The sequence below is a fragment of the Pantoea sp. ICBG 828 genome, assembly GCF_002928355.1.
In the GTDB taxonomy this organism is placed as follows: Bacteria; Pseudomonadota; Gammaproteobacteria; order Enterobacterales; family Enterobacteriaceae; genus Pantoea; species Pantoea dispersa.
In genome coordinates this window covers 158594-179126 of sequence record NZ_POWN01000008.1, presented here as the reverse complement: position 1 = coordinate 179126, position 20533 = coordinate 158594, and the positions used below count along the sequence as shown (strand labels likewise).

Annotated in this window: 22 protein-coding genes; 8 read left to right on the top strand and 14 right to left on the bottom strand. The window is 58.0% G+C overall.

Features of this window, described 5'->3' with window-relative positions; translation table 11 throughout:
- Nucleotides 1-4: 4 nt before the first annotated feature.
- The gene (pyrE, locus tag C1Y43_RS19265) at nt 5-646 is read left to right on the top strand and encodes an orotate phosphoribosyltransferase (RefSeq protein WP_021507081.1); all 642 of its coding nucleotides are present in this window, start codon (nt 5-7) and stop codon (nt 644-646) included.
- Nucleotides 647-855: 209 nt separating this feature from the next.
- On the opposite strand, the gene slmA is transcribed toward pyrE, so the two are convergent.
- The 3 genes from slmA to coaBC all read right to left on the bottom strand — a co-directional run bounded on the left by slmA (nt 856) and on the right by coaBC (nt 3224).
- A complete protein-coding gene (gene slmA, locus C1Y43_RS19260; RefSeq protein ID WP_021507079.1) occupies nt 856-1452 on the bottom strand; it encodes a nucleoid occlusion factor SlmA in 597 nt (198 codons plus the stop codon).
- 115 nt (nt 1453-1567) lie between these two features.
- Nucleotides 1568-2026: a dUTP diphosphatase gene (gene dut, locus C1Y43_RS19255; RefSeq protein WP_031279631.1), complete on the bottom strand. Its 459-nt coding sequence runs from the start codon at nt 2024-2026 to the stop codon at nt 1568-1570.
- Nucleotides 1995-3224 carry a bifunctional phosphopantothenoylcysteine decarboxylase/phosphopantothenate--cysteine ligase CoaBC gene (coaBC, locus tag C1Y43_RS19250; RefSeq protein WP_058775471.1) on the bottom strand — a complete coding sequence of 410 codons (1230 nt, stop codon included), beginning with the start codon at nt 3222-3224 and terminating at the stop codon, nt 1995-1997. Before coaBC ends, dut begins: the two co-directional genes overlap by 32 nt.
- 190 nt (nt 3225-3414) lie before the next feature.
- Between coaBC and radC the strand changes: the two genes are divergently transcribed.
- The 4 genes from radC (at nt 3415) to mutM (ending at nt 5610) form a co-directional block, all read left to right on the top strand.
- A complete protein-coding gene (gene radC / locus C1Y43_RS19245) occupies nt 3415-4071 on the top strand; it encodes a DNA repair protein RadC (RefSeq protein ID WP_021507076.1) in 657 nt (218 codons plus the stop codon).
- Nucleotides 4072-4314: 243 nt separating this feature from the next.
- The gene (gene rpmB, locus C1Y43_RS19240) at nt 4315-4551 is read left to right on the top strand and encodes a 50S ribosomal protein L28 (protein ID WP_010616494.1); all 237 of its coding nucleotides are present in this window, start codon (nt 4315-4317) and stop codon (nt 4549-4551) included.
- A gap of 11 nt (nt 4552-4562) precedes the next feature.
- On the top strand, nt 4563-4730 hold the full coding sequence (gene rpmG / locus C1Y43_RS19235) for a 50S ribosomal protein L33 (protein WP_001051798.1): 168 nt from the start codon (nt 4563-4565) through the stop codon (nt 4728-4730).
- Nucleotides 4731-4800: 70 nt separating this feature from the next.
- Nucleotides 4801-5610, top strand: a complete 810-nt coding sequence (gene mutM, locus C1Y43_RS19230) for a bifunctional DNA-formamidopyrimidine glycosylase/DNA-(apurinic or apyrimidinic site) lyase (protein WP_058771020.1) — start codon at nt 4801-4803, stop codon at nt 5608-5610.
- Here the strand turns inward: mutM and coaD are convergent, their stop codons facing one another.
- From coaD to C1Y43_RS19190, 8 genes are all read right to left on the bottom strand, one after another.
- Complete coding sequence (gene coaD, locus C1Y43_RS19225) at nt 5611-6096, bottom strand: pantetheine-phosphate adenylyltransferase (RefSeq protein WP_104189258.1); 486 nt, start codon at nt 6094-6096, stop codon at nt 5611-5613.
- The gene (locus C1Y43_RS19220; RefSeq protein WP_010616498.1) at nt 6093-6869 is read right to left on the bottom strand and encodes a glycosyltransferase family 2 protein; all 777 of its coding nucleotides are present in this window, start codon (nt 6867-6869) and stop codon (nt 6093-6095) included. The genes coaD and C1Y43_RS19220 overlap by 4 nt, the downstream gene beginning before the upstream one ends.
- 3 nt (nt 6870-6872) lie before the next feature.
- Nucleotides 6873-8147, bottom strand: a complete 1275-nt coding sequence (waaA, locus tag C1Y43_RS19215) for a lipid IV(A) 3-deoxy-D-manno-octulosonic acid transferase (protein WP_021507071.1) — start codon at nt 8145-8147, stop codon at nt 6873-6875.
- An 85-nt stretch (nt 8148-8232) separates the two neighbouring features.
- Entirely contained in the window at nt 8233-9366 is a 1134-nt protein-coding gene (locus C1Y43_RS19210; RefSeq protein ID WP_104189256.1) for a glycosyltransferase family 4 protein, read from the bottom strand.
- Entirely contained in the window at nt 9359-10435 is a 1077-nt protein-coding gene (gene rfaQ, locus C1Y43_RS19205; protein WP_104189254.1) for a putative lipopolysaccharide heptosyltransferase III, read from the bottom strand. Before rfaQ ends, C1Y43_RS19210 begins: the two co-directional genes overlap by 8 nt.
- A 73-nt stretch (nt 10436-10508) precedes the next feature.
- Nucleotides 10509-11510, bottom strand: a complete 1002-nt coding sequence (locus C1Y43_RS19200) for a glycosyltransferase (RefSeq protein ID WP_072208994.1) — start codon at nt 11508-11510, stop codon at nt 10509-10511.
- On the bottom strand, nt 11491-12612 hold the full coding sequence (locus C1Y43_RS19195) for a glycosyltransferase family 9 protein (protein WP_104189252.1): 1122 nt from the start codon (nt 12610-12612) through the stop codon (nt 11491-11493). Before C1Y43_RS19195 ends, C1Y43_RS19200 begins: the two co-directional genes overlap by 20 nt.
- 43 nt (nt 12613-12655) lie before the next feature.
- On the bottom strand, nt 12656-13780 hold the full coding sequence (locus C1Y43_RS19190; protein WP_058759422.1) for a glycosyltransferase: 1125 nt from the start codon (nt 13778-13780) through the stop codon (nt 12656-12658).
- A gap of 314 nt (nt 13781-14094) precedes the next feature.
- On the opposite strand from C1Y43_RS19190, the gene C1Y43_RS19185 reads away from it, so the two are divergent.
- On the top strand, nt 14095-15060 hold the full coding sequence (locus C1Y43_RS19185; protein WP_104189250.1) for a deacetylase: 966 nt from the start codon (nt 14095-14097) through the stop codon (nt 15058-15060).
- A gap of 14 nt (nt 15061-15074) precedes the next feature.
- On the opposite strand, the gene rfaC is transcribed toward C1Y43_RS19185, so the two are convergent.
- Genes rfaC through rfaD form a run of 3 tightly spaced genes read right to left on the bottom strand, consistent with a single transcriptional unit; the run spans nt 15075 to nt 18042 of the window.
- Nucleotides 15075-16046 carry a lipopolysaccharide heptosyltransferase RfaC gene (gene rfaC, locus C1Y43_RS19180; protein ID WP_088516667.1) on the bottom strand — a complete coding sequence of 324 codons (972 nt, stop codon included), beginning with the start codon at nt 16044-16046 and terminating at the stop codon, nt 15075-15077.
- A gap of 2 nt (nt 16047-16048) precedes the next feature.
- Entirely contained in the window at nt 16049-17092 is a 1044-nt protein-coding gene (gene rfaF / locus C1Y43_RS19175) for an ADP-heptose--LPS heptosyltransferase RfaF (protein WP_104189248.1), read from the bottom strand.
- 17 nt (nt 17093-17109) lie between these two features.
- Nucleotides 17110-18042 (bottom strand): ADP-glyceromanno-heptose 6-epimerase, encoded by a 933-nt coding sequence (gene rfaD, locus C1Y43_RS19170; protein WP_021507062.1) that lies wholly within the window; start codon nt 18040-18042, stop codon nt 17110-17112.
- Between the two features lie 231 nt (nt 18043-18273).
- On the opposite strand from rfaD, the gene C1Y43_RS19165 reads away from it, so the two are divergent.
- Both C1Y43_RS19165 and tdh read left to right on the top strand, forming a co-directional pair.
- The gene (locus C1Y43_RS19165) at nt 18274-19485 is read left to right on the top strand and encodes a glycine C-acetyltransferase (protein WP_058771026.1); all 1212 of its coding nucleotides are present in this window, start codon (nt 18274-18276) and stop codon (nt 19483-19485) included.
- Entirely contained in the window at nt 19482-20510 is a 1029-nt protein-coding gene (gene tdh, locus C1Y43_RS19160) for an L-threonine 3-dehydrogenase (protein WP_058759416.1), read from the top strand. Before C1Y43_RS19165 ends, tdh begins: the two co-directional genes overlap by 4 nt.
- The last annotated feature ends 23 nt before the right edge of the window (nt 20511-20533 follow it).

Below are 20533 nucleotides of genomic sequence, written 5' to 3'. Positions count from 1 at the left end.
AGAAATGAAAGCCTGGCAGCGTCAGTTTATTGAGTTCGCCCTGAACAAAGGGGTGCTGAAGTTTGGTGAGTTCACCCTGAAGTCTGGCCGCAAAAGTCCCTATTTCTTTAATGCCGGTCTGTTCAACACCGGGCGCGATTTAGCGCTGCTGGGCCGTTTCTATGCGCAGGCACTGGTGGATGGCGGCGTCGATTTCGACCTGCTGTTTGGCCCGGCCTACAAAGGCATTCCGATTGCGACCACTACCGCCGTGGCGCTGGCCGATCATCATGACCGCGATGTGCCGTACTGTTTTAACCGTAAAGAGGCCAAAGATCACGGCGAAGGCGGTTTACTGGTGGGCAGCCCGCTGCAGGGCAAAGTGATGCTGGTCGATGATGTGATCACCGCCGGCACGGCAATTCGTGAATCGATGGACATCATCAACGCCCATAATGCCACGCTGGCCGGCGTGCTGATTTCGCTCGACCGCCAGGAACGTGGCCGTGGCGAGATTTCTGCGATTCAGGAAGTGGAGCGCGATTATCAGTGCAAGGTCACGGCGATCATTACGCTGAGCGAGCTGATTGATTACCTGGCGGAGAAGCCAGAGATGGCCGACCATCTGGCGAAGGTGAAGGCGTATCGCAAAGAGTACGGTATTTAAAGTTTGCCGCGGTCGCCATTAATGGCGACCCTACAGTCGCAGGATGTTTGAGCGTAGGGTGCGCATTAATGCGCACCAGGTGGCGAAGGTCGGGGCGATTGCAAAGAGTACGGCATTTAAGGTTTAGCGCGATATTCAGCGCCGCACGATAGCGTAGCGGCGCAATTTATTGCGTGCTGGAGCGCGCCGCTACAAATCCGCTGTGCGTATTAAACCAGCTGTGCGGCAATCAGCGGCCAGCGGCTGTCGAAATCGGCGGTCGGGCGATAACGGAACTCCGAGCGCACATAGCGTGACAGCAAACCTTCGCAGAACGCCAGCAGCTGGCTGGCGAGCAGCGTCTCATCGGTCTGGAAACCTTCGCCGTCGCGCATCTTCTTCTCTTTCATCACCTGGCGCAGCTGAACTTCAATACGTTCAAACAGCTGATTAATACGCCCCTGCAGGCGATCCTGTTCAAACATCAGCGCGTGGCCGGTCAGGATGCGCGTCAGCCCAGGATTACGCTCACCAAATCCCAGCAGCAATTGCACGATCAGGCGCAGGCGCGCCATCGTCTCTTTTTCATCTTTCAGGATCAGATTGATGCGGGTAATCAGACTGTCTTCAATAAATTCAATCAGGCTATCAAACATGCGCGTTTTGCTGGGAAAGTGGCGATATAACGCCGCTTCAGAAACGCCGACATTGGCGGCCAGCTTGGCGGTGGTGATACGCTGACTGCCATCGCCCGACTCCAGCATTTGCGCCAGCGCCTGCAAAATCTCTTCGCGACGATTCCGTTTCGCGACTTTTTTTTCTGCCATGACCTTCAACACCCCTGAAATTCACCAAAAACAGGCAATACTGCCTTATCTGCCACAGATAAAGCGGCCTGTGGCGACAAGAAATAAAAAGATGGCTATGCGAAAAGTGAGCGTATTACTGACGGCCAGAGTGACCGAAACCGCCTGCGCCGCGATCGCTGGCGTCAAAATCTTCCACCAGGTTAAATTCGGCCTGCACTACCGGTACAAACACCAGCTGAGCCAGGCGATCGCCAGGCTGCAGCGTGAAGCTATCCTGGCCACGGTTCCACACTGAAACCATCAGCTGGCCCTGATAGTCGGAGTCAATCAGCCCCACCAGGTTACCCAGTACGATGCCGTGTTTGTGACCGAGACCGGAGCGCGGCAGAATGACGGCAGCCAGTGACGGATCGGCAATGTGAATCGCCAGGCCGGTCGGCACCAGCGTGGTCATGCCCGGTGCGATTTCCAGTGCGTCATCAAGGCAGGCGCGCAGATCGAGACCCGCGGAGCCAGAGGTCGCATAGGTGGGTAGTGGGAATTCCTTGCCTACGCGCGCATCAAGTATTTTTACGTCGATTTTTTTCATCATAACGGCTGACAATCTCGTCTATTAATTGTTGGCCAAGGAGCGTCTTATCACTGAGCGGTAAGACTTTCTCTCCCTCCTGCCAAAAAAGGTGAAGAGCATTGGTGTCGCTATTGAAGCCCTGCCCGGCCTGCGCCACATCATTGGCGCAAATCAGGTCCAGGTTTTTCCGCACCCGTTTTTGCCGCGCGTATTCTTCCACATTCTGGGTTTCGGCAGCAAATCCCACCACGAAAGGGCGCTGCACTTTAAGCGCCGCGACGCCTGCGACAATATCCGGGTTCTTCACCAGCTGCAGCGTGACGTTATCATCGCCACCCTGTTTTTTAATTTTCTCTGCGGCAATGTTTGCCGCCCGGTAGTCTGCCACGGCTGCGCTGGCAATGAAAATATCTTGTTGGCTGATTTGCGCCATCACCGCCGCTTCCATCTCCAGGGCGCTGTTAACATCAATGCGCGTCACGCCGGCGGGCGTGGCTAAGTTCACCGGACCGGAAACCAGCGTCACGTTTGCGCCGCGCTTCGCCGCTGCCGCGGCAACCGCATAGCCCATCTTGCCGGAGCTGTGATTGCTGATATAGCGCACCGGATCCAGCGCTTCTCGGGTCGGACCGGCGGTGATCATAATGTTGAGATGTTGCAGATCGTTGACGGGCGCGGCCCACTCCAGCGCATGCGCAACGATGGCCAGCGGGTCCAGCATGCGGCCCGGGCCGATATCACCGCACGCCTGGCTGCCGCTGTCCGGTCCCCAGACCAGCACGCCGCGCTGCGCCAGACGCTGCAGATTCTCCTGCGTCACGGCCGCGCGGTACATCTGCTGGTTCATGGCCGGCACGATGGCGACCGGTGCCGCACTGGCCAGGCAGGCGGTGGTGACCAGGTCGTTTGCCATGCCAGCGGTAATGCGTGCAATCAGATCGGCGGTTGCGGGCGCAAGCACAATCAAATCGGCCCATTTTGCCAGTTCGATATGGCCCATTGCCGCTTCGGCCGCCGGGTCGAGCAGGTCATCAAACACCGGATAGCCGGAAACCGCCTGCAGGCTGAGCGGCGTAATAAAGGCTTTGGCCGCATCGGTCATCATCACGCGGACATCCGCGCCGCGATCGCGCAGACGGCGCACCAGTTCCGGTGCTTTATAGGCCGCGATGCCGCCACTGACGCCCAGCAGAATTTTTTTTCCGGCTAATCCCATCATGTTGTTTGCCTCACTTCAACGCAGAGTGCCGCGCCTGGCGCGACAGATGCAGGCAACTTTATCACAAAATCGGCGACCCGCCTTTTCACTGCCTGCGCCCTTTGCGAGCCGGCTCTGGAATTTGTCACGCGCCGCTGGTGGCCTGCAATGCACCGGCGCAGAATGGCGGCATTGCAAGGAGGGCGGAACGATGACGGAACTGGCACCACGGGAAAAACTGACGCTGCTGGGCGCCGAGGCGCTAAGCGATGCCGAACTGCTGGCGATCTTTTTACGCACCGGCACGCGCGGCAACAGCGTGATGGGGCTGGCGCGGCTGATGCTGAATGAATTCGGTTCGCTGTATCGCATCATGACCGCCAGTAAAGAGGAGCTGGGGCAGATAAAGGGCGTCGGCAGCGCCAAAATGACGCAACTGCATGCCATTGCGGAACTGGGGCGGCGCTTTTTTGCCAGCCAGCTGGCGCGCGAAAATGTGATGGAGAATCCGCAGGTCACGCGCCACTACCTGCAAAGCGTGCTGGCACATCAGGAGCGTGAAATCTTTATGGCGCTGTTTCTGGATAACCAGCACCGCGTTTTGCAGGCGCAGAAGATGTTTTCCGGCTCCATTGCCAGCGTGGAAGTGCATCCGCGTGAAATCGTGCGTGAGGCGCTAAAGCTCAACGCGGCGGCGGTGATACTGGCGCACAATCATCCGTCCGGCATGGCGGAACCGAGCCGTGCCGATCGTGAGATTACCAGCAAGGTGGCGCAGGCCTGCGCGCTGCTGAATATCCGCTTATTAGATCATCTGGTGATTGGTCACGGTGAGTTTACCTCTTTCGCTGAGCGCGGCTGGCTGTAATTCGCGGCGTCAACTGGGCAGAAATCCGGCGTTTTTGCGCGATCCGGAGGGATCTTTATCTGTTCGGGACTTGAGCACTTCGGCTTAGCGGCGTATACTACGCCACCTTTGAGAATCTCGGGTTTGGCGTTTGGGCCAGCTTAGCGGGTTCACATGGAACTCGCCTGGGCGGGCTAAGGCCTGACGAGGCGGCCAAAACCTAGTTTTTAAAGCTCGAGCTGATTTGATTTTTGGAGAATAGAAATGTCACGAGTCTGCCAGGTAACTGGAAAGCGTCCGGTGACCGGTAACAACCGTTCCCACGCAATGAACGCGACGAAACGCCGTTTCCTGCCGAACCTGCACTCTCACCGTTTCTGGGTTGAGAGCGAGAAGCGCTTCGTTACTCTGCGTGTATCTGCTAAAGGTATGCGTGTTATTGATAAAAAGGGCATCGATACGGTTCTGGCCGAAATCCGCGCCCGTGGTGAGAAGTACTAAGGAACTGAATCATGGCTAAAGGTATTCGTGAGAAGATCAAGCTGGTTTCCTCTGCTGGTACAGGTCACTTCTATACCACCACGAAGAACAAACGTACTAAACCTGAGAAACTGGAACTGAAAAAGTTCGATCCGGTTGTACGTCAGCACGTGATCTACAAAGAAGCCAAAATTAAGTAATTTTGGTGTTCTTGCGAAAAACCCGGCTCCGGCCGGGTTTTTTGTTTCTGCGCTACGTTGAGGAGATGAGATGCCTGAATTACCTGAGGTAGAAACCAGCCGACGCGGTATAGAACCTCACCTGGTGGGAGAAACCATTCTGCATGCCATTGTGCGCAATCCGCGTCTGCGCTGGCCGGTTTCCCATGAAATCCATGCGCTGAGCGACCAGCCGGTGCTCAGCGTACAGCGCCGCGCCAAGTATCTGCTGCTGGAGCTGCCGCACGGCTGGATCATCATTCATCTTGGCATGTCCGGCAGCCTGCGCGTCCTGTCCGGCGAACTGCCGGCTGCGAAGCATGACCACGTCGATTTGGTGATGAGCAATGGCAAAGTGCTGCGCTATACCGATCCGCGGCGTTTTGGCGCCTGGCTGTGGACTACCGATCCGGAAGGCAGCAGCGTGCTGGCGCACCTCGGTCCGGAACCGCTGAGCGATGCCTTCAACGGCGGGTATCTGTATGAAAAGTCGCGCGGCAAACGCACGGTGATCAAGCAGTGGCTGATGGATAACAAAGTGGTGGTGGGCGTGGGTAACATCTATGCCAGCGAATCGCTGTTTACCGCCGGGATCTTACCCGATCGTCCGGCGATGAGCCTGAGTGAAGCGGAAGCGGAACTGCTGGCGAACACCATCAAAGCCGTACTGCTGCGTTCGATTGAGCAGGGCGGCACCACGCTGCGTGATTTCCTGCAGACCGACGGTAAGCCAGGTTATTTTGCGCAGCAGCTGCAGGTGTATGGCCGTGCCGGCGAGCCCTGTCGTGCCTGCGGTACGCCGATCCTCAGCGGTAAACACGGTCAGCGCAGCACCTTCTGGTGTCCACGCTGCCAGCACTGATTACGGCTGCGCCAGCTTCGCCAGCAGCGCCTGATGCACCACGGCAGGCAGAAATGCCTGCACGTCACCCTGATGGCGCGCCACTTCCTTGACCAGCGACGACGAGACAAATGAGAAGCCTTCGGACGGCATCAGAAACACGCTCTCCAGCGTGGGCCGCAGATGACGGTTCATGTGCGCCAGCTGCAGCTCATACTCAAAGTCCGATACCGCACGCAGACCGCGCACCAGCACGTTCGCGTTCTGCGCCTGGGCAAAATTCGCCATCAAATCGCTAAAGCCAACCACCTCAACATTTGGCAGATGGGCCGTAACCTGGCGCGCCAGATCGACACGTTCATCAAGGCTAAACAGCGGCTTCTTACTCGGGCTGGCGGCAATCGCCAGCACGATGCGATCAAACATCTGCGCTGCGCGCGTGACGATATCCAGATGGCCCAGCGTCATCGGGTCAAACGTGCCGGGATAAATCGCTTTAGTGCTCATACGCGGCCCTGTGTTGAGGTGTGATGCAGCGCCCAGAGCGCCGAGTATTTATTAAAGGTGTATTGTGCGTTGACCACCGCCAGAATCCAGCCCTGTTTACCATCGAGAAAACCGGCGCGCAGCAGCAGCGTCTTAATAAACGCGCCTGCGGTGTGGCTGAAAACAGAGAGAATACTGCAGCGCTTGCCGCGCTGAAAGCGCTCCTGTGCCCAGGCTTCGGCATAGTTCATCTGCTTACGCTGGAAGGCAATCAGATCGCGGCAGGTCAGGTGCTGCAAATCACCCGGCAGCGCCACCACCGGCGTGCCCTGCGTCTCGAGCGATTCGTGCACCAGATTGTCGTTATAGCGCAGATGGCGCGGATAGAGGCGCAGCACGCGGTCGGGATACCAGCCGCTGTGGCGCATAAAGCGGCCGAGAAACAGATTACTGCGCCCGAGGCTGTAAACCTTATCGCTGGGCGGCTGTGTCAGCACCTGCTCAATGGCGCGGCGCAGCTCTGGCGTAACCCGTTCATCGGCATCCAGCATCAGAATCATATCGCCGCTGGCAAAGGCCTGGGCGCGCTGACGCTGCTTACCAAAGCCGGCCCAGCCGTCTGCCTGATAGACCTGCGCACCGTGCGCGCGTGCCACCTCGATGGTCGCATCGCTGCTGCCCGAATCCAGCAGAATGATTTCATCTGCCCAGCTGACGGAAGCCAGCGCCTCCGGAAGGAGTTCAGCTTCGTTTTTGGCGATCATCACCACGGAAAGACGTTGGCGTTGCGACATGCGTTAATGAGCTCGTGGAGGCAGATGCGGTTCGAGTAACTGTAGCAGACGCTGCAGTGCGCCCTGATTCTGGTGCAGCACGTCTACCGCGTGGCGGCCGTAGTAGCGGCGATAATCGTCATCCTGCAGCAGGTTCGCCACTTCTTTTTCCAGCGACACCACATCAGTAACGGTGATCAGCCCTTCCGCCTGTTGCAGACGGGCGCAGATATCTTTGAAGTTCCAGATGTGCGGGCCCATCAGCACCGGAATGGCATGTGCAGCGGGCTCGAGCGGATTGTGGCCGCCGCGCTCCACCAGGCTGCCGCCAACAAAGGCCAGATCGGCGATGCCGTACAGCAGCATCAGTTCGCCCATGGTATCGCCAATCACCACCTGCGTGGCGCTGGAGGGGATCTCGCCGCTGCTGCGCAGGGTAAAGCTGAAGCCGCGTTTTTGCGTCAGATTGCAGGCATCTTTAAAGCGTTCCGGATGGCGCGGCACCAGAATCAGCAGCAGATCCGGGAACTGTTGCAGCAGGCGGCGATGGGCGTCGAGCACGATGGCCTCTTCGCCTTCGTGCGTGCTGGTGGCGATCCACACCGGCCGGCGCGATGCCCACTGGCGGCGCAGTGTCACCGCGCGTGCCGCCAGCTCCGGCGTAACGGAGATATCAAACTTAAGACTGCCGGTCACGGCCAGGTGCGAGCGCTTCAGGCCAAGGCTGAGGAAACGATCGCCGTCCTCAACGTTCTGCGCGGCGATCAGCGTAATGCGCTGCAGCAGGTCACGCATGAAACCGCCGAGCTTTTTATAACCTCTGGCGGAGCGTTCAGACAGGCGCGCATTGGCAATCACCAGCGGAATCTGGCGCTGATGCAGAATGCGAATAATGTTCGGCCACAGCTCGGTTTCCATGATAATCACCAGCCGCGGGTCGACGGTATCGAGGAAACGGTTAATTGAGCCGGGCAAATCGTACGGCAGATAGACGTGGTGCACGTCTTTGCCAAACGCCGACTGAGCACGCTCGGAGCCGGTGGGCGTCATGGTGGTCACGGTAATGGGCAGCGTCGGATAGCGATGACGCAACGCGCGCACCAGCGGCACGGCGGCGAGCGTTTCACCGACCGAAACCGAGTGCAGCACGATGCCGTGCGGCGCCACTTTACCGCTGCAGTAGCCGTAGCGCTCCGCCCAGCGTTTGCGATAGGCCGGTGCTTTTCGACCGCGCAGCCACAGGCGCAGCCAGATCAGTGGCTGAATCAGATAAAGCAGGGCTGTATAGAGAGTCGTCATAGTTAAGGTTACGACCAGTTCGCGTCAAAAAACACAGGAAAGGCGGCATGTTAACAGAAACTGACCGCCTGCTCATACCACTTCGTCAACGGGTTTGCAGGACGCGCTGATAAAGCGAAGTCAGTGCCTGCGCCAGTCTTTGCGGACCATAAGGTTCGATTTTGCGACGCGCGGCCGCGCCCAGCGCTGAATTGTGCGAAAGCGCGGGCGTCGCTATTACCGCTTCGTTTAACGCCTTGATATCCAACGCATCGCAGACAAAACCCTCTTCACCGTTGGTGATAAATTCTGCGCCGCCGCAGCCGGTGCTGGTAATGATTGCCAGCCCGCAGGCCATCGCTTCCAGCACCACATTGGGAAACGGATCGTACAGCGTCGGCAGCAGCAGCGCATCGGCGGCATGGTAAAACGGCTGAACGTCCTGCTGCACGCCGGCGAAGCGCAGGCGATCGAGGCAGTTAAGCTGGTTCGCCAGCTGCTGATAGCGCGCCAGCTGTTTGTCCTGGCCGACCACCACCAGGTAGCGATCGCTATTAGCGACCGCTTCGATAGCGGCCTTTAGCCCTTTGCGTTCGAAGCCGGAGCCGACGTAGATCATCACCGTGGCGTCCTGCGGCAGGTTGAGTCGCTGACGCGCGGCGTGACGCAGCGTATCGCTGGCAGGCTGAAAACGCTGGCTATCAATGGCGTTGTGAATCACGTGGATTTTGCTGGCATCCAGCGCGAAGTGGCGCAAAATATCCTGTTTCACCATGTGCGAATTACAGATCACCGCTTTCAGCGAGGGCGCGTTGAACATCTCCGCTTCCGCCTGCAGCACATAGCGATGGTACGGGCTCAGGCTGGCGCTCAGCCGCTGCCACGGCGAAACAATGCGCGCGCGCTGCTCCAGCCATACGCGATGCACACCGTCGCCGGCGCGGAAAATATCGCAGCCGGCGATGCGCTCGTGGCTCTGTACGATATCGAACTTTTCCCGTTCCCAGCAGGCGCGCGCCGCGCGGGCAAAGCCGCGTTCACGCGAAATGCGGCCGAATTTTGCCGGATTGCAGATGTGCAGGTGCCAGGCCGGGTTCGGCGTGCCCTGCCAGCTGCGGGTAATGATGTTGAGGTCGAGCTGCTCGCTGTCCAGCGCTTCCAGCGCGCGTGAGATAAAACGCTCGGCACCGCCGTCCGGCCGGTATTTCTGCCGGACAATCGCCAGCCGTAACTTAGTCATGCAAAAGGCTCCTGGCGGCGGCAAGCACATCCTCAACCGGGATGGCAGACAGATAGCGCTGCTCGGTATTGGTATTGATCGAATCCGGTGACGGCAGCGGCGCATAGTCGCCCGCCCAGATAACGCGGTTATTGTCGCCCCACGGGCGCCAGTGCTGCAGCTTGGTCGGGCCGAACAGCGCCAGGCACGGCGTCTGCAGCGCCGCGGCCATGTGCATCGGTGCGGAATCGACGCCAATAAACAGCTGTGCGGCGTCGATCAGCGCCGCCAGCTGCGGCAGCGAGAGCTGGCCCGCCAGCGACACCACATTCGGCGTGCGGCACAGCGACTGGATATGGGCGATCATCGCCAGCTCTTTCTGATCGGGCGCGGCGGTCAGCACCACGCTGCGACCATCAGCGGCCAGCGCATCAATCAGCTGCGCCACCTTTTCATCTTCCCAGCACTTAAAAACCCAGCGCGAGGTGGGCTGCACCACCACAAACGGTCCGGTAATCGACTGCTGAGCGAGGACGTCCTGCACTTTTTGCTGGTCGGCGGTGCTGAAATGCATGGAGGCTGTCGCCCCGGCGGTGGGAATGCCGAGCGGCTGCAGCGCCGTCATGTTTTGTTCCACGGTGTGCAGCTGATGGTGACGGTCGGTGGAAACCAACTGGTTATGGCACCAGCGCCAGAACGCGTTGTCGCGCTTGCGGTACGCAAAGCCAATGCGCACCGGGGCACCGGACAGGCCGGTAATAATGGCGCTGCGCCACTGGTCGGCCAGATTAATCACCACATCGTAATGGCAGGCGCGCACCGACCGCACCAGCGCGACCTCATGGCGAAACTTCTGCCAGCCGCCTTCCTTTTTCCAGTTGCGATCGATGATATGCAGCTGACGGATCGCCGGATGCGCTTCCAGCATCGGGCGCGTCTCTTTATACAGCAGCACATCAATGTTGGCCTGCGAATAGCGCTGGCGCAGCGCATTGATGGCAGGCGTGGTCAGCAGCATATCGCCATGATGACGCAGCTTTATCAGCAAAATATTTTGCGGTGCAAAGTGGGCTGGAATCGGGCTTGCCATACTCAAATCATCTCAAAATTCAGTGAGCTGATTGTAGGGCAAACCCTGGAGGGGTTAAAGCCGCGGCGGGCGCTTATTTATTGCGCCAGCGATAAATGCGGCTCAGCCACAGCAGCAGCTGATACCACTGACGCGCGCCGCGCGCATTGCGCAGCATGCGTTTGTGCGTCTGGCTGCTAAACAGATCGGCGATCATTGCCTGGCGCGCTGCGGCGTCCGGTTCGCGCCGGATAGCGTGGCACACGCTCAGCGCTTCGCGGGTAATCTGCGCGTGGAAGCTCGGGTAAATCTTCACCTTGTGACGATAGCGCGTATTGATCTCTTCCAGCATGCGCGCGATTTTCAGGTAGTGACGCTGATAGTCGACGTTGTGCTGGCCGGTGCGCTTGCGGTTGCTGATCGACGCATCGTGCATGTAGTAGCGATACAGCACCCGATCGGTGTAGCGCACGCGCTGCACGTTGAGCATAAACTCGGTAGTCCACGGGATGTCCTGATGATGCAGACCGGGTTCAAACTGCAGATTAAGCTGTTCGATCAGCTCACGGCGGTAGATACCGAGCCACACGACGTGCAGGTAACGCCGGGTTTTCAGCGCCTTGTCGAGCCACTCCGGCCCGCTTAACACGCCGGTGCTGGTGAGGCGATCCCGCGGAATCATCGGCTTAATTGTCTGGCTGGCCTTGAAAAACCACTCGGCGTTGCACTGCGCAGCGTCCAGACGATCGCGCTCCGCCATGTCGACCAGCGTCTGGTACATCGCCGGGTCCATGGTGTCGTCAGCGTCGGGAAAGCTGACGTATTTACCCCGCGCCACGGCCAGCCCGGCATTGCGCGCACGCGACACGCCACCGTTCGGCTGATGAATCACCTGGATATGCGGGTACTGCTGCGCCAGCGCGTCGGCGCGCTCGCCGGAACCGTCGGTGGAGCCATCATCAACAATGATGATCTCCAGCGAGGTCAGGGTTTGCGCCAGCAAGGCATTGATACAGCCGGTAAAGTCAGCACCAGCGTTAAACATCGGGATAATGAGACTGAGTAGCGGGGATGAGCTATCGGGCTGCGCTGTCATGTTCTTCGTTGTTCCGTCGCGCCAGGCGCTGCTGCTGCCGGGTGCGGATAAAATCATGGATATCATTTAGCTTGCGTTCATCCAGCTCGAACAGCTGTTCAACCGGATGGGCAAATTTGTATTGCGCAGCGAACACAAACGAAGAGGGCGCGATGTGGTTTGGGCCAATTAAGAGCACGTCACCCAGCGGCCTTTGCTCCTCTACGCAGCAGGGACCATAAATTAAAATCACCGGTACCTGTTGCGCGTCGGCAATATACACATTGCCGGAATCCGAGGCGATATAGAAATCCATCTCGTTAATGGCGGCAGGCAGCGCCTCGAGCGGAATTTTACCTACCAGACTCACCAGATTGTTTCGCTGACCCGCAACTTTAAACAACTCCTGAACGCGTGATTGTTCATTCGGTGCGCCGAAAGCAAAAAAAGTGCAGGGGAGATCGCTCAGGTGGTCGAAAAGCCGACACCAGATTAACGGCGGAATGGTTTTGGCCTGATTCCCTGCCGTTACGCTAATACCAATGCGGATGCCCGGCGCCTGAGTAATTTCCGCTGGCAGGGTTTCCGGTTGCCACAGTGGCAGGGTGGCATGTTTGGGATAACTCTCTTTGGTAAAAGAGCGATCGGCCAGTTTCAGGTAATTTTCCAGCGTTAAGGTATTTTTCTCGTGGTAAACCACGCCGCTGGCCGTTAAATAAAACAGGCCCTGATAGCCTTTGCGGCGATAGCTGGAAAGAAATTGTTTGTTGCTGGCATTGCAGCAGGCGGCAATAAATAAATTGAGATTGGTGGGATGCAGCAAATAAATATTGTCGTAGCGATTGAGCAGCTGCCACACCAGTTTTATTTTTTTCATCAAACCGGAGCGATGATCTTCGATATACCAGATGTGCTCCAGCGTGGCGTCACGTTCAGCCAGCGGGGCGACACTATAGCTCAGCAGGGCATCGCTTTTTCCCAGGTGGGATAATAACGGCGTGATATTAATATAGTCGCCAATTTTAGCGGTCTGTATCACCAGATTTTTACCGGTGCGGCCATGAACAAACTTCATCAACCATTTGACCGGCGAAAAAAGAATAAACAGTAGTACGTACGTCAAGTAGTCATCCCCATGATTCGGTCACACCGTCATGGGGGACCTGTTAACCTGAAACGTGCTGCGTGGTTGAAAATGACGTCTCCGCCACCTGAATAAGCTGCAGGTATTGCTGGCAAACAACGCTCAAACTATAAATGCTTAAGTCCAGATGTTGCAACCTGGGGGGAGTTGTATAAATTTCTCGCATTTTTTCTGCCAGCGATGTTGCATTCATCTCTGCCAGACCGCGTGACAGTTCGCCGGTGAGGATTGAAACAGGACCGCCCGGACAGCGCGTACTGACCACCGGGGTGCCGCAGCTCAGGGCTTCGACCAGCACATTACCAAAACCTTCACTGTCGGAGCTGACCACCAGCAGGCGCGCGTGCCGTATCCAGGGATAAGGATTGCGCTGAAAACCTTCGAAGCGCACGCGCTCCGCAATGCCTGAATTCTGCGCCTGCTCACGCAATTTTTGCGTTATTTTTTCGCTTCCCTGTCCCAGCAAAACCAGCGGCGCGGTGATGCCACTCAGGGCATAGGCTTCGAGCAGGCGGTCATGGCGTTTGGTTTCATGGAAGCGTCCCACGTGCACCAGGAAATCGGTGCCGGCTAACGGGCAGGGTTCAGCGGCCAGCCGGGCGAGGCTGTCAAAATCGAAAGGATTGGCGATCACTTTGGCCTGGCGGGGCTGTACGCCAATGTTTTGCACCATATCGTCGATGACGTACTGCGAAACCCCGACGATTTGGCGATCCTGATAAACGTGACGGATTTTCAGCCGCTTCAGCCACAGCGAGAAGCCGGTTTTACGTGCCAGATACGAAGCAGAAAACACGCCGTGCAGACAGAACCAGGTCCTGTCTCCATCGAGCGCAGGCGTTTGCCTGACAATGCGGTCAGTTTTATGCAGATGAGAGAGGATCAGATCAAATTTGCCGTGACGCGCTTCACTGTCGCGCACCGCACGATCCAGCAGACGCGCGCGGCGCCATGTTTCTGTCAGCTTGCGCCACGGGTGGTTACAGCGATCAAGAATCACCTGGTAATCCACGCCAGCCGGAATAGGGTAATCACATACCTTCCGCAATGAGAAGATCGAAACCTGGTGTCCCTGACTGAGGAAGCCCCCCGCCAGAGTCAGTACGACTTTTTCGGCGCCGCCGCCCGGCAGGCCATCAATCACCATTAAAATGCGTTTCGACAAAATTTTTTACCCCTACATGCCAGTCTGCTGTAAAGACTTAGCTGCTATCATTCCCGGTGCTATCAGGACTTAATATAAGAAAATTCAATTAATTATTTTTATGGCCAGGTAATTTTACACGAACGTGCGCTCGGTTAATTGCTAAAATTCAGGCCAGTGAAGAGTTTAAATTATTCTAGTTTAACTAATCTTATACCGCTATCGACTTCCCCCTGAACCCGCATGGGAAAAGTTTGCGCCCGTCAGGAGCGTTGCGTACCATAGCGATTATAACACTGTAATTCACCGGATAAGTTATGGAAAAACCTGCCTTTTTAATTACCCTTGATACCGAAGGGGATAACCTGTGGCGCAATCGCAGCGGCAAGGTCACTACCCATAACGTCCGGTTTTTACCGCGCTTCCAGGCGCTGTGTGAGAAATACGCTTTTAAACCGACCTGGCTGACCAACTATGAGATGGCCAGTGACCCGGCTTATGTCGAGTTCGGGCGCGATCTGCTGGCGCGCGGTCAGGGCGAAATCGGTATGCATTTACATGCCTGGTACAGTCCACCTGAATATGCGCTGACCGACGATGAGTGGCGTTACCAACCTTATCTGATCGAATATCCGGAAAACGTCCTGCGCGATAAAGTCGCCTTTATGACCGATCTGCTGGAGAACGCTTTTCAGCGTAAAATGACCAGCCACCGCGCCGGCCGCTGGGCATTTAATGAAGTGTACGCCCGCGCCTTGATCGATCAGGGCTATCTGGTTGACTGCTCGGTTACGCCGCGCGTGAGCTGGCGTAATGCGCCGGGTGCACCGCAGGGACAGGGCGGAACGGATTACAGCCATTTCCCCGATCGCGCTTACTTCCTCAATGAACAGGATATTTCCAGGCCGGGTGACAGCCCGCTGCTGGAACTGCCAATGAGCATTCAGTATCGCTATGGCGCGTTCACTAATCAGCTCAAAAAAGTGTGGAATGGCATCCGCGGCAGGCAGCGTGGCCCTTCAGTGAACTGGCTGCGTCCGGTGGGGGGAAATCTGGCCCAGATGAAACAGGTGGCAGAACAGACGCTCGCACAGGGCAACGACTATGTGGAGTTCATGCTGCATTCATCCGAGTTTATGCCAGATGGCAGCCCCACGTTTAAAACGGAGGCTGATATTGAACGCCTGTATGACGATCTGGAAGGTCTGTTCAGCTGGCTGGCGACCCGGACGCAGGGCATGACGCTCACGGAGTTTGCCCGGCTGAAGCAACAGCAGCGCTAAGCCGCCCAATCGCGTTACAGCGCGATCTCAGCCAGCATGGCCATCACGTCGTCAGGCTGAATGTCTGCCATGCTGCTGCTGCCCTGCGCGGGCCGTAACGCATGCTGATTCCTGCCGTAGCCACCAATCAGACCCGGGTCAGTCGGGCCGAACAGGGTGATGTTGGGGCGATCCAGCGCGGCGGTCAGATGGCTCAAACCGGTATCTACTGAGACCACCGCACGGGCGCCCGCCAGCTGCTGCGCCACCTGCTCCAGCGTCAGCTTCGGCAAGACCTCTGCATGATCAAACCCTGCTGCCAGCCGCTGCGCGCGCTGGTGCTCGTGTTCGGCGCCCCACGGCAGCCTGACGCGCAGGCCAGTGGGCTGAACCCGCGCGATGAGCTGGCGCCAGTGATCTTCCGGCCAGTGTTTGTTGTCGCGCGTTGTGGCGTGCAGAAACACCAGGTACGGTTGGCTATCCTGCGGTTGTGCCGCGAGAAAATGACCGGCAATGGCATAGTCGCCCTGCGTGGCCGGTTTTTCATAGCCCAGACTTTTCGCGAACAGTTCGCGCGTACGTTCCACGGCGTGCTGCTGCTTACCAATCTCATGACGCTTGTCATACCACCAGCTGGCGAACGGTTCACGTGCGCTGCGGCTGTCCTGGCCATGTTTGATGCCTTTAGCCAGGCGCGTCACCAGCGCGGCGCTTTTAATCAGCCCCTGGGCATCAATCACCACGTCGTACTGACGTGACTGCAGCTCGCGTTTGAATTGCACGCGCTCTTCGCGCTGCTGGCTGCCAAACCAGTGTTTGCGCCAGCGACGAATCGCCACCGGCAGGACTTTGTCGACGGCCGGATGCCAGCCGGGGATCTGCGCAAAATTCTCTTCCACTACCCAGTCGAAGCGAATGCCGGGAATCGCCTGCATCGCATCGGTCAGCGCCGGCAACGTGTGCAGCACATCACCCATCGACGAGGTTTTAACAATCAAAACGTGCATGGTTACTCCTGCACCGGATGCAGTAACTCATTGAGTTCCTGATGCACGCGTGCCGGTTGAATATCAATCAGGCTCTGGTGATAGCCTTCTGCGGCATCGCCTTTGCGCACTTTGTGGTAGCCGGTAATCAGGCGAATGATGCGCGCCTGATGGGACAGCGGCGGCGTGAAGTCCGGGCTGCTCGGGCCATACAGCGCCACCAGCGGCCGGTTGAGCGCGGCGGCAATGTGCATCAGTCCGGAATCATTGCTGACGACCGCAGCACAGTGGGCGATCAGAATCACCGCCTGCTCCAGCTGCGTTTCGCCCGCCAGATTGCGGCAGTGCGCGCGTGCCGTGTCCGGCAGCGCCTGCAGGATCGCCTCGCCGGTTTCCCGATCTTTAGCCGAGCCAAACAGCAGCACCTGATAGCCTTCAGTAATCAGCTGTGCCGCCAGCGCGGCGTAGTGATAGTGTGGCCAGCGCTTCGCGGGACCAAATTCGGCACCGGGGCAGAAGCCGATGGCCGGGCGATCGGCCGACAGCGCAAACTGCGCCGCGGTCATGCGTTTTTCATCGTCGTCGACGCGCAGCTGCGGCCACAACAGCGGCTGCGGCAACTGTGCTGCCGCCGCAACCGGCTGGTCATAGCCCAGCGCCACATAGCGCTCCACCATTAAGGGAAACGCGGCTTTGTCCAGCACCCGCACGTCATTCAGCACGCCATAGCGCATTTCGCCGCGCCAGCCGATGCGGCGTTTGATGCCGGCAAAAAACGGCACCAGCGCCGATTTAAACGAGTTTGGCAGCACATAGGCGCGATCGTAACCGCTGGCCCGCAGCGCTTTGCCCAGGCGACGGCGCTCACCCAGCGCCAGCGCACCGTGGCCAAGCGGCATCGCCAGCGCCTGATTCACTTCCGGCATGCGTGACAGCAGCGGCCGGCACCAGGCCGGCGCCATCACATCAATTACCGCCTCAGGGTGCGCCTGTTTCAGCGTGCGATAGAGACTTTGCGACATCATCATATCGCCGACCCAGGAGGGGCCAATAACCAGAATTTTCATCGCCGGTGCCGGTTTCCTTATGCGTGACGGTTCAGCCAGGCCATGTATTCGCCCACGCCCTGCGCAACGGTTTTAAACGGTTTGTCATAGCCCGCGGCGCGCAGTTTGCTGAGATCCGCCTGCGTAAAGGCCTGGTAGCGCCCTTTCAGTTTGTCCGGGAACGGGATGTATTCGATCTGGCCTTGCTGGTGGAACTTCAGCACTGCATCCGCCACTTCCTGGAAAGATTCGGCGCGGCCGGTACCACAGTTATAGATGCCGGATACGCCGTTTTCCCAGCACCACAGATTGACCGCCACTACATCATCAACGTGGATGAAGTCACGACGGAAGCTGTCGCTGCCCTCGAACAGCTTAGGATTTTCACCGTTGCTGATTTGCGTATTGAGGTGGAACGCGACGCTCGCCATGCTGCCTTTATGGCCTTCACGCGGCCCGTACACGTTGAAATAGCGGAAGCCGCACACTGGCGAATCTGCTTCCGGCAGAATCTGGCGGACATAGTGGTCGAACAGCATTTTTGAGTAGCCGTACACGTTGAGCGGCTGCTCGTACTGGCGCTCTTCAATGAAGTTCTCGTTACGCCCGCCGTAGGTGGCGGCCGATGAGGCATACAGGAACGGAATTTCACGTTCGAGGCAGAAGTGCAGCAGATCTTTCGAGTACTGATAGTTATTGTCCATCATGTACTTACCGTCCCACTCAGTGGTGGCTGAACAGGCACCTTCATGGAACACCGCTTCAATCGGACCCAGATCTTCACCCGACATGATGTAGGTGAGGAACTCCTCTTTATCCATATAATCCGCGATGTCCAGATCCGCGAGGTTCACGAATTTGGTGCCATCTTTCAGATTATCCACCACCAGGATATCGGTATGACCGCGATCGTTGAGCGCTTTCACAATGTTGCTGCCAATCATGCCCGCGCCGCCGGTTACGATAATCATATGCTTTGCCTTTAAACAGTTGGGGTGAAACAGGAGGTTCCACGCACGAATACCTAACATCATAACATTTCAGCCCGATGCGGACAGCCAGATGACGCCGATCGCGCTGCACAAATTCTGCGCGCCGCGTGAACTATGCTGCAAAACGGAGATTTCCCTGGCTGAATTGTCGTCCATTCGCTTTTCGATCAGTAATATGTGCCAAAATTTTGCTATCTGAGGAGCAGAATCATGTCCGATCAGTTCTATTCACAAATCCGGCAACAGCTTGAGACAACGCGGCAGGACGGATTGTTCAAACAGGAGCGCACCCTGACCTCGGCGCAGCAGGCGGAAATCAACGTCGCCAATAGCCCGCCGGTGATTAACTTCTGCGCCAATAACTATCTCGGCCTTGCGAACCATCCGGCGCTGATTCAGGCCGCCAAAGACGGTATGGATACGCATGGTTTTGGCATGGCGTCGGTGCGTTTTATCTGCGGCACGCAGGACAGCCATCAGCTGCTGGAGCGCCGGCTGGCGGAGTTCCTCGGCATGGAAGAGGCTATCCTGTTCTCCTCATGCTTCGACGCCAACGGCGGCCTGTTTGAGACCCTGCTGGGCGCGGAAGACGCGATTATCTCGGATGCGCTCAACCATGCGTCGATCATCGACGGCATCCGCCTGTGCAAAGCCCAGCGCTATCGTTACGCCAACAATGATATGGCTGAACTGCGCGCGCGCCTGCAGGAGGCCCGCGACAAGGGGGCGCGCCATCTGCTGATTGCCACCGACGGCGTGTTCTCCATGGATGGCGTGATCGCTAACCTGCAGGGCATTTGCGACCTGGCCGATGAGTTTAATGCGCTGGTGATGGTGGATGACTCGCACGCGGTGGGCTTTGTCGGCGCAAGCGGACGCGGCACGCATGAATACTGCGGCGTGATGGATCGCGTGGATATTCTGACCGGCACGCTGGGTAAAGCGCTGGGCGGTGCGTCCGGCGGTTACGTGGCGGCAAAACGCGAGGTGGTTGAATGGCTGCGTCAGCGCTCGCGCCCTTATCTGTTCTCTAACTCGCTGGCACCGGCGATTGTGGCCGCGTCGCTGCGCGTGCTGGATCTGCTGAACGAAGGCGATGGGCTGCGGCAGCGGCTGTGGGAAAACGCCCGCTTCTTCCGGGAAAAAATGACCGCCGCGGGCTTTACGCTGGCCGGTGCCGATCACGCCATCATTCCGGTGATGCTGGGCGATGCCAAAGTGGCGCAGCAGTTTGCCAGCCTGCTCCAGCAGGAGGGCATCTACGTTACCGGCTTCTTCTATCCGGTGGTGCCACAGGGCCAGGCGCGCATTCGCACGCAGATTTCTGCCGGCCACACTCAGGCGCAGCTGGAGCACGCGGTGGCGGCCTTCACGCGCATCGGACAACAGTTAGGGGTTATCACTGCAGGAGCCAACGGATGAAAGCACTGGCTAAACTGAAAGCGGAAGAGGGGATCTGGATGGTGCACGACGCGCCGGTGCCGGAGCCCGGTCATAACGATCTGCTGATTAAAATCCGCAAAACCGCCATCTGTGGCACCGATGTGCATATCTATAACTGGGACGACTGGTCGCGCAAAACCATTCCGGTGCCGATGATCACCGGCCACGAATACGTGGGCGAAGTGGTCGGTATCGGTCAGGAAGTGAAGGGTTTCGCCATTGGCGATCGCGTATCGGGCGAAGGTCACATCACCTGTGGCCACTGCCGCAACTGTCGCGCCGGCCGTACCCATTTATGCCGTAATACCGTGGGTGTCGGGGTTAATCGTCAGGGCTGCTTCGCTGAATATCTGGTGATCCCGGCGTTTAACGCGTTCAAAATTCCCGACAATATTTCCGACGAGCTGGCGGCGATTTTCGATCCGTTCGGTAACGCGGTGCATACCGCGCTCTCGTTTGATTTGGTAGGTGAAGACGTGCTGATCTCCGGTGCCGGACCGATTGGCATTATGGCGGCAGCGGTGTGTAAGCACGTCGGCGCACGAAACGTGGTGATCACTGACATCAATGAGTACCGCCTCGGGCTGGCGCGTGAAATGGGCGTGACGCGTGCGGTCAACGTGGCGCAGCAGAATCTGCGCGAGGTGATGACGGAACTGGGGATGACCGAAGGCTTTGATGTCGGACTGGAGATGTCCGGCGCGCCGCCGGCGTTTCGTACCCTGCTGGAGACCATGAATCACGGCGGACGCATCGCGCTGCTGGGCATTCCGCCGGGTGAAATGTCGATTGACTGGAATCAGGTTATCTTCAAGGGGCTGTTTATCAAGGGGATTTACGGCCGTGAGATGTTTGAAACCTGGTACAAAATGGCCGCGCTGATTCAGTCCGGCCTCGATCTGACGCCGATCATCACGCATCGCTATCACATCGACGACTTCCAGCAGGGCTTCGACGAGATGCGTTCCGGGCGTTCAGGCAAAGTGGTGCTGAGCTGGGATTAAACGACACACCGGCCTGCGGGCCG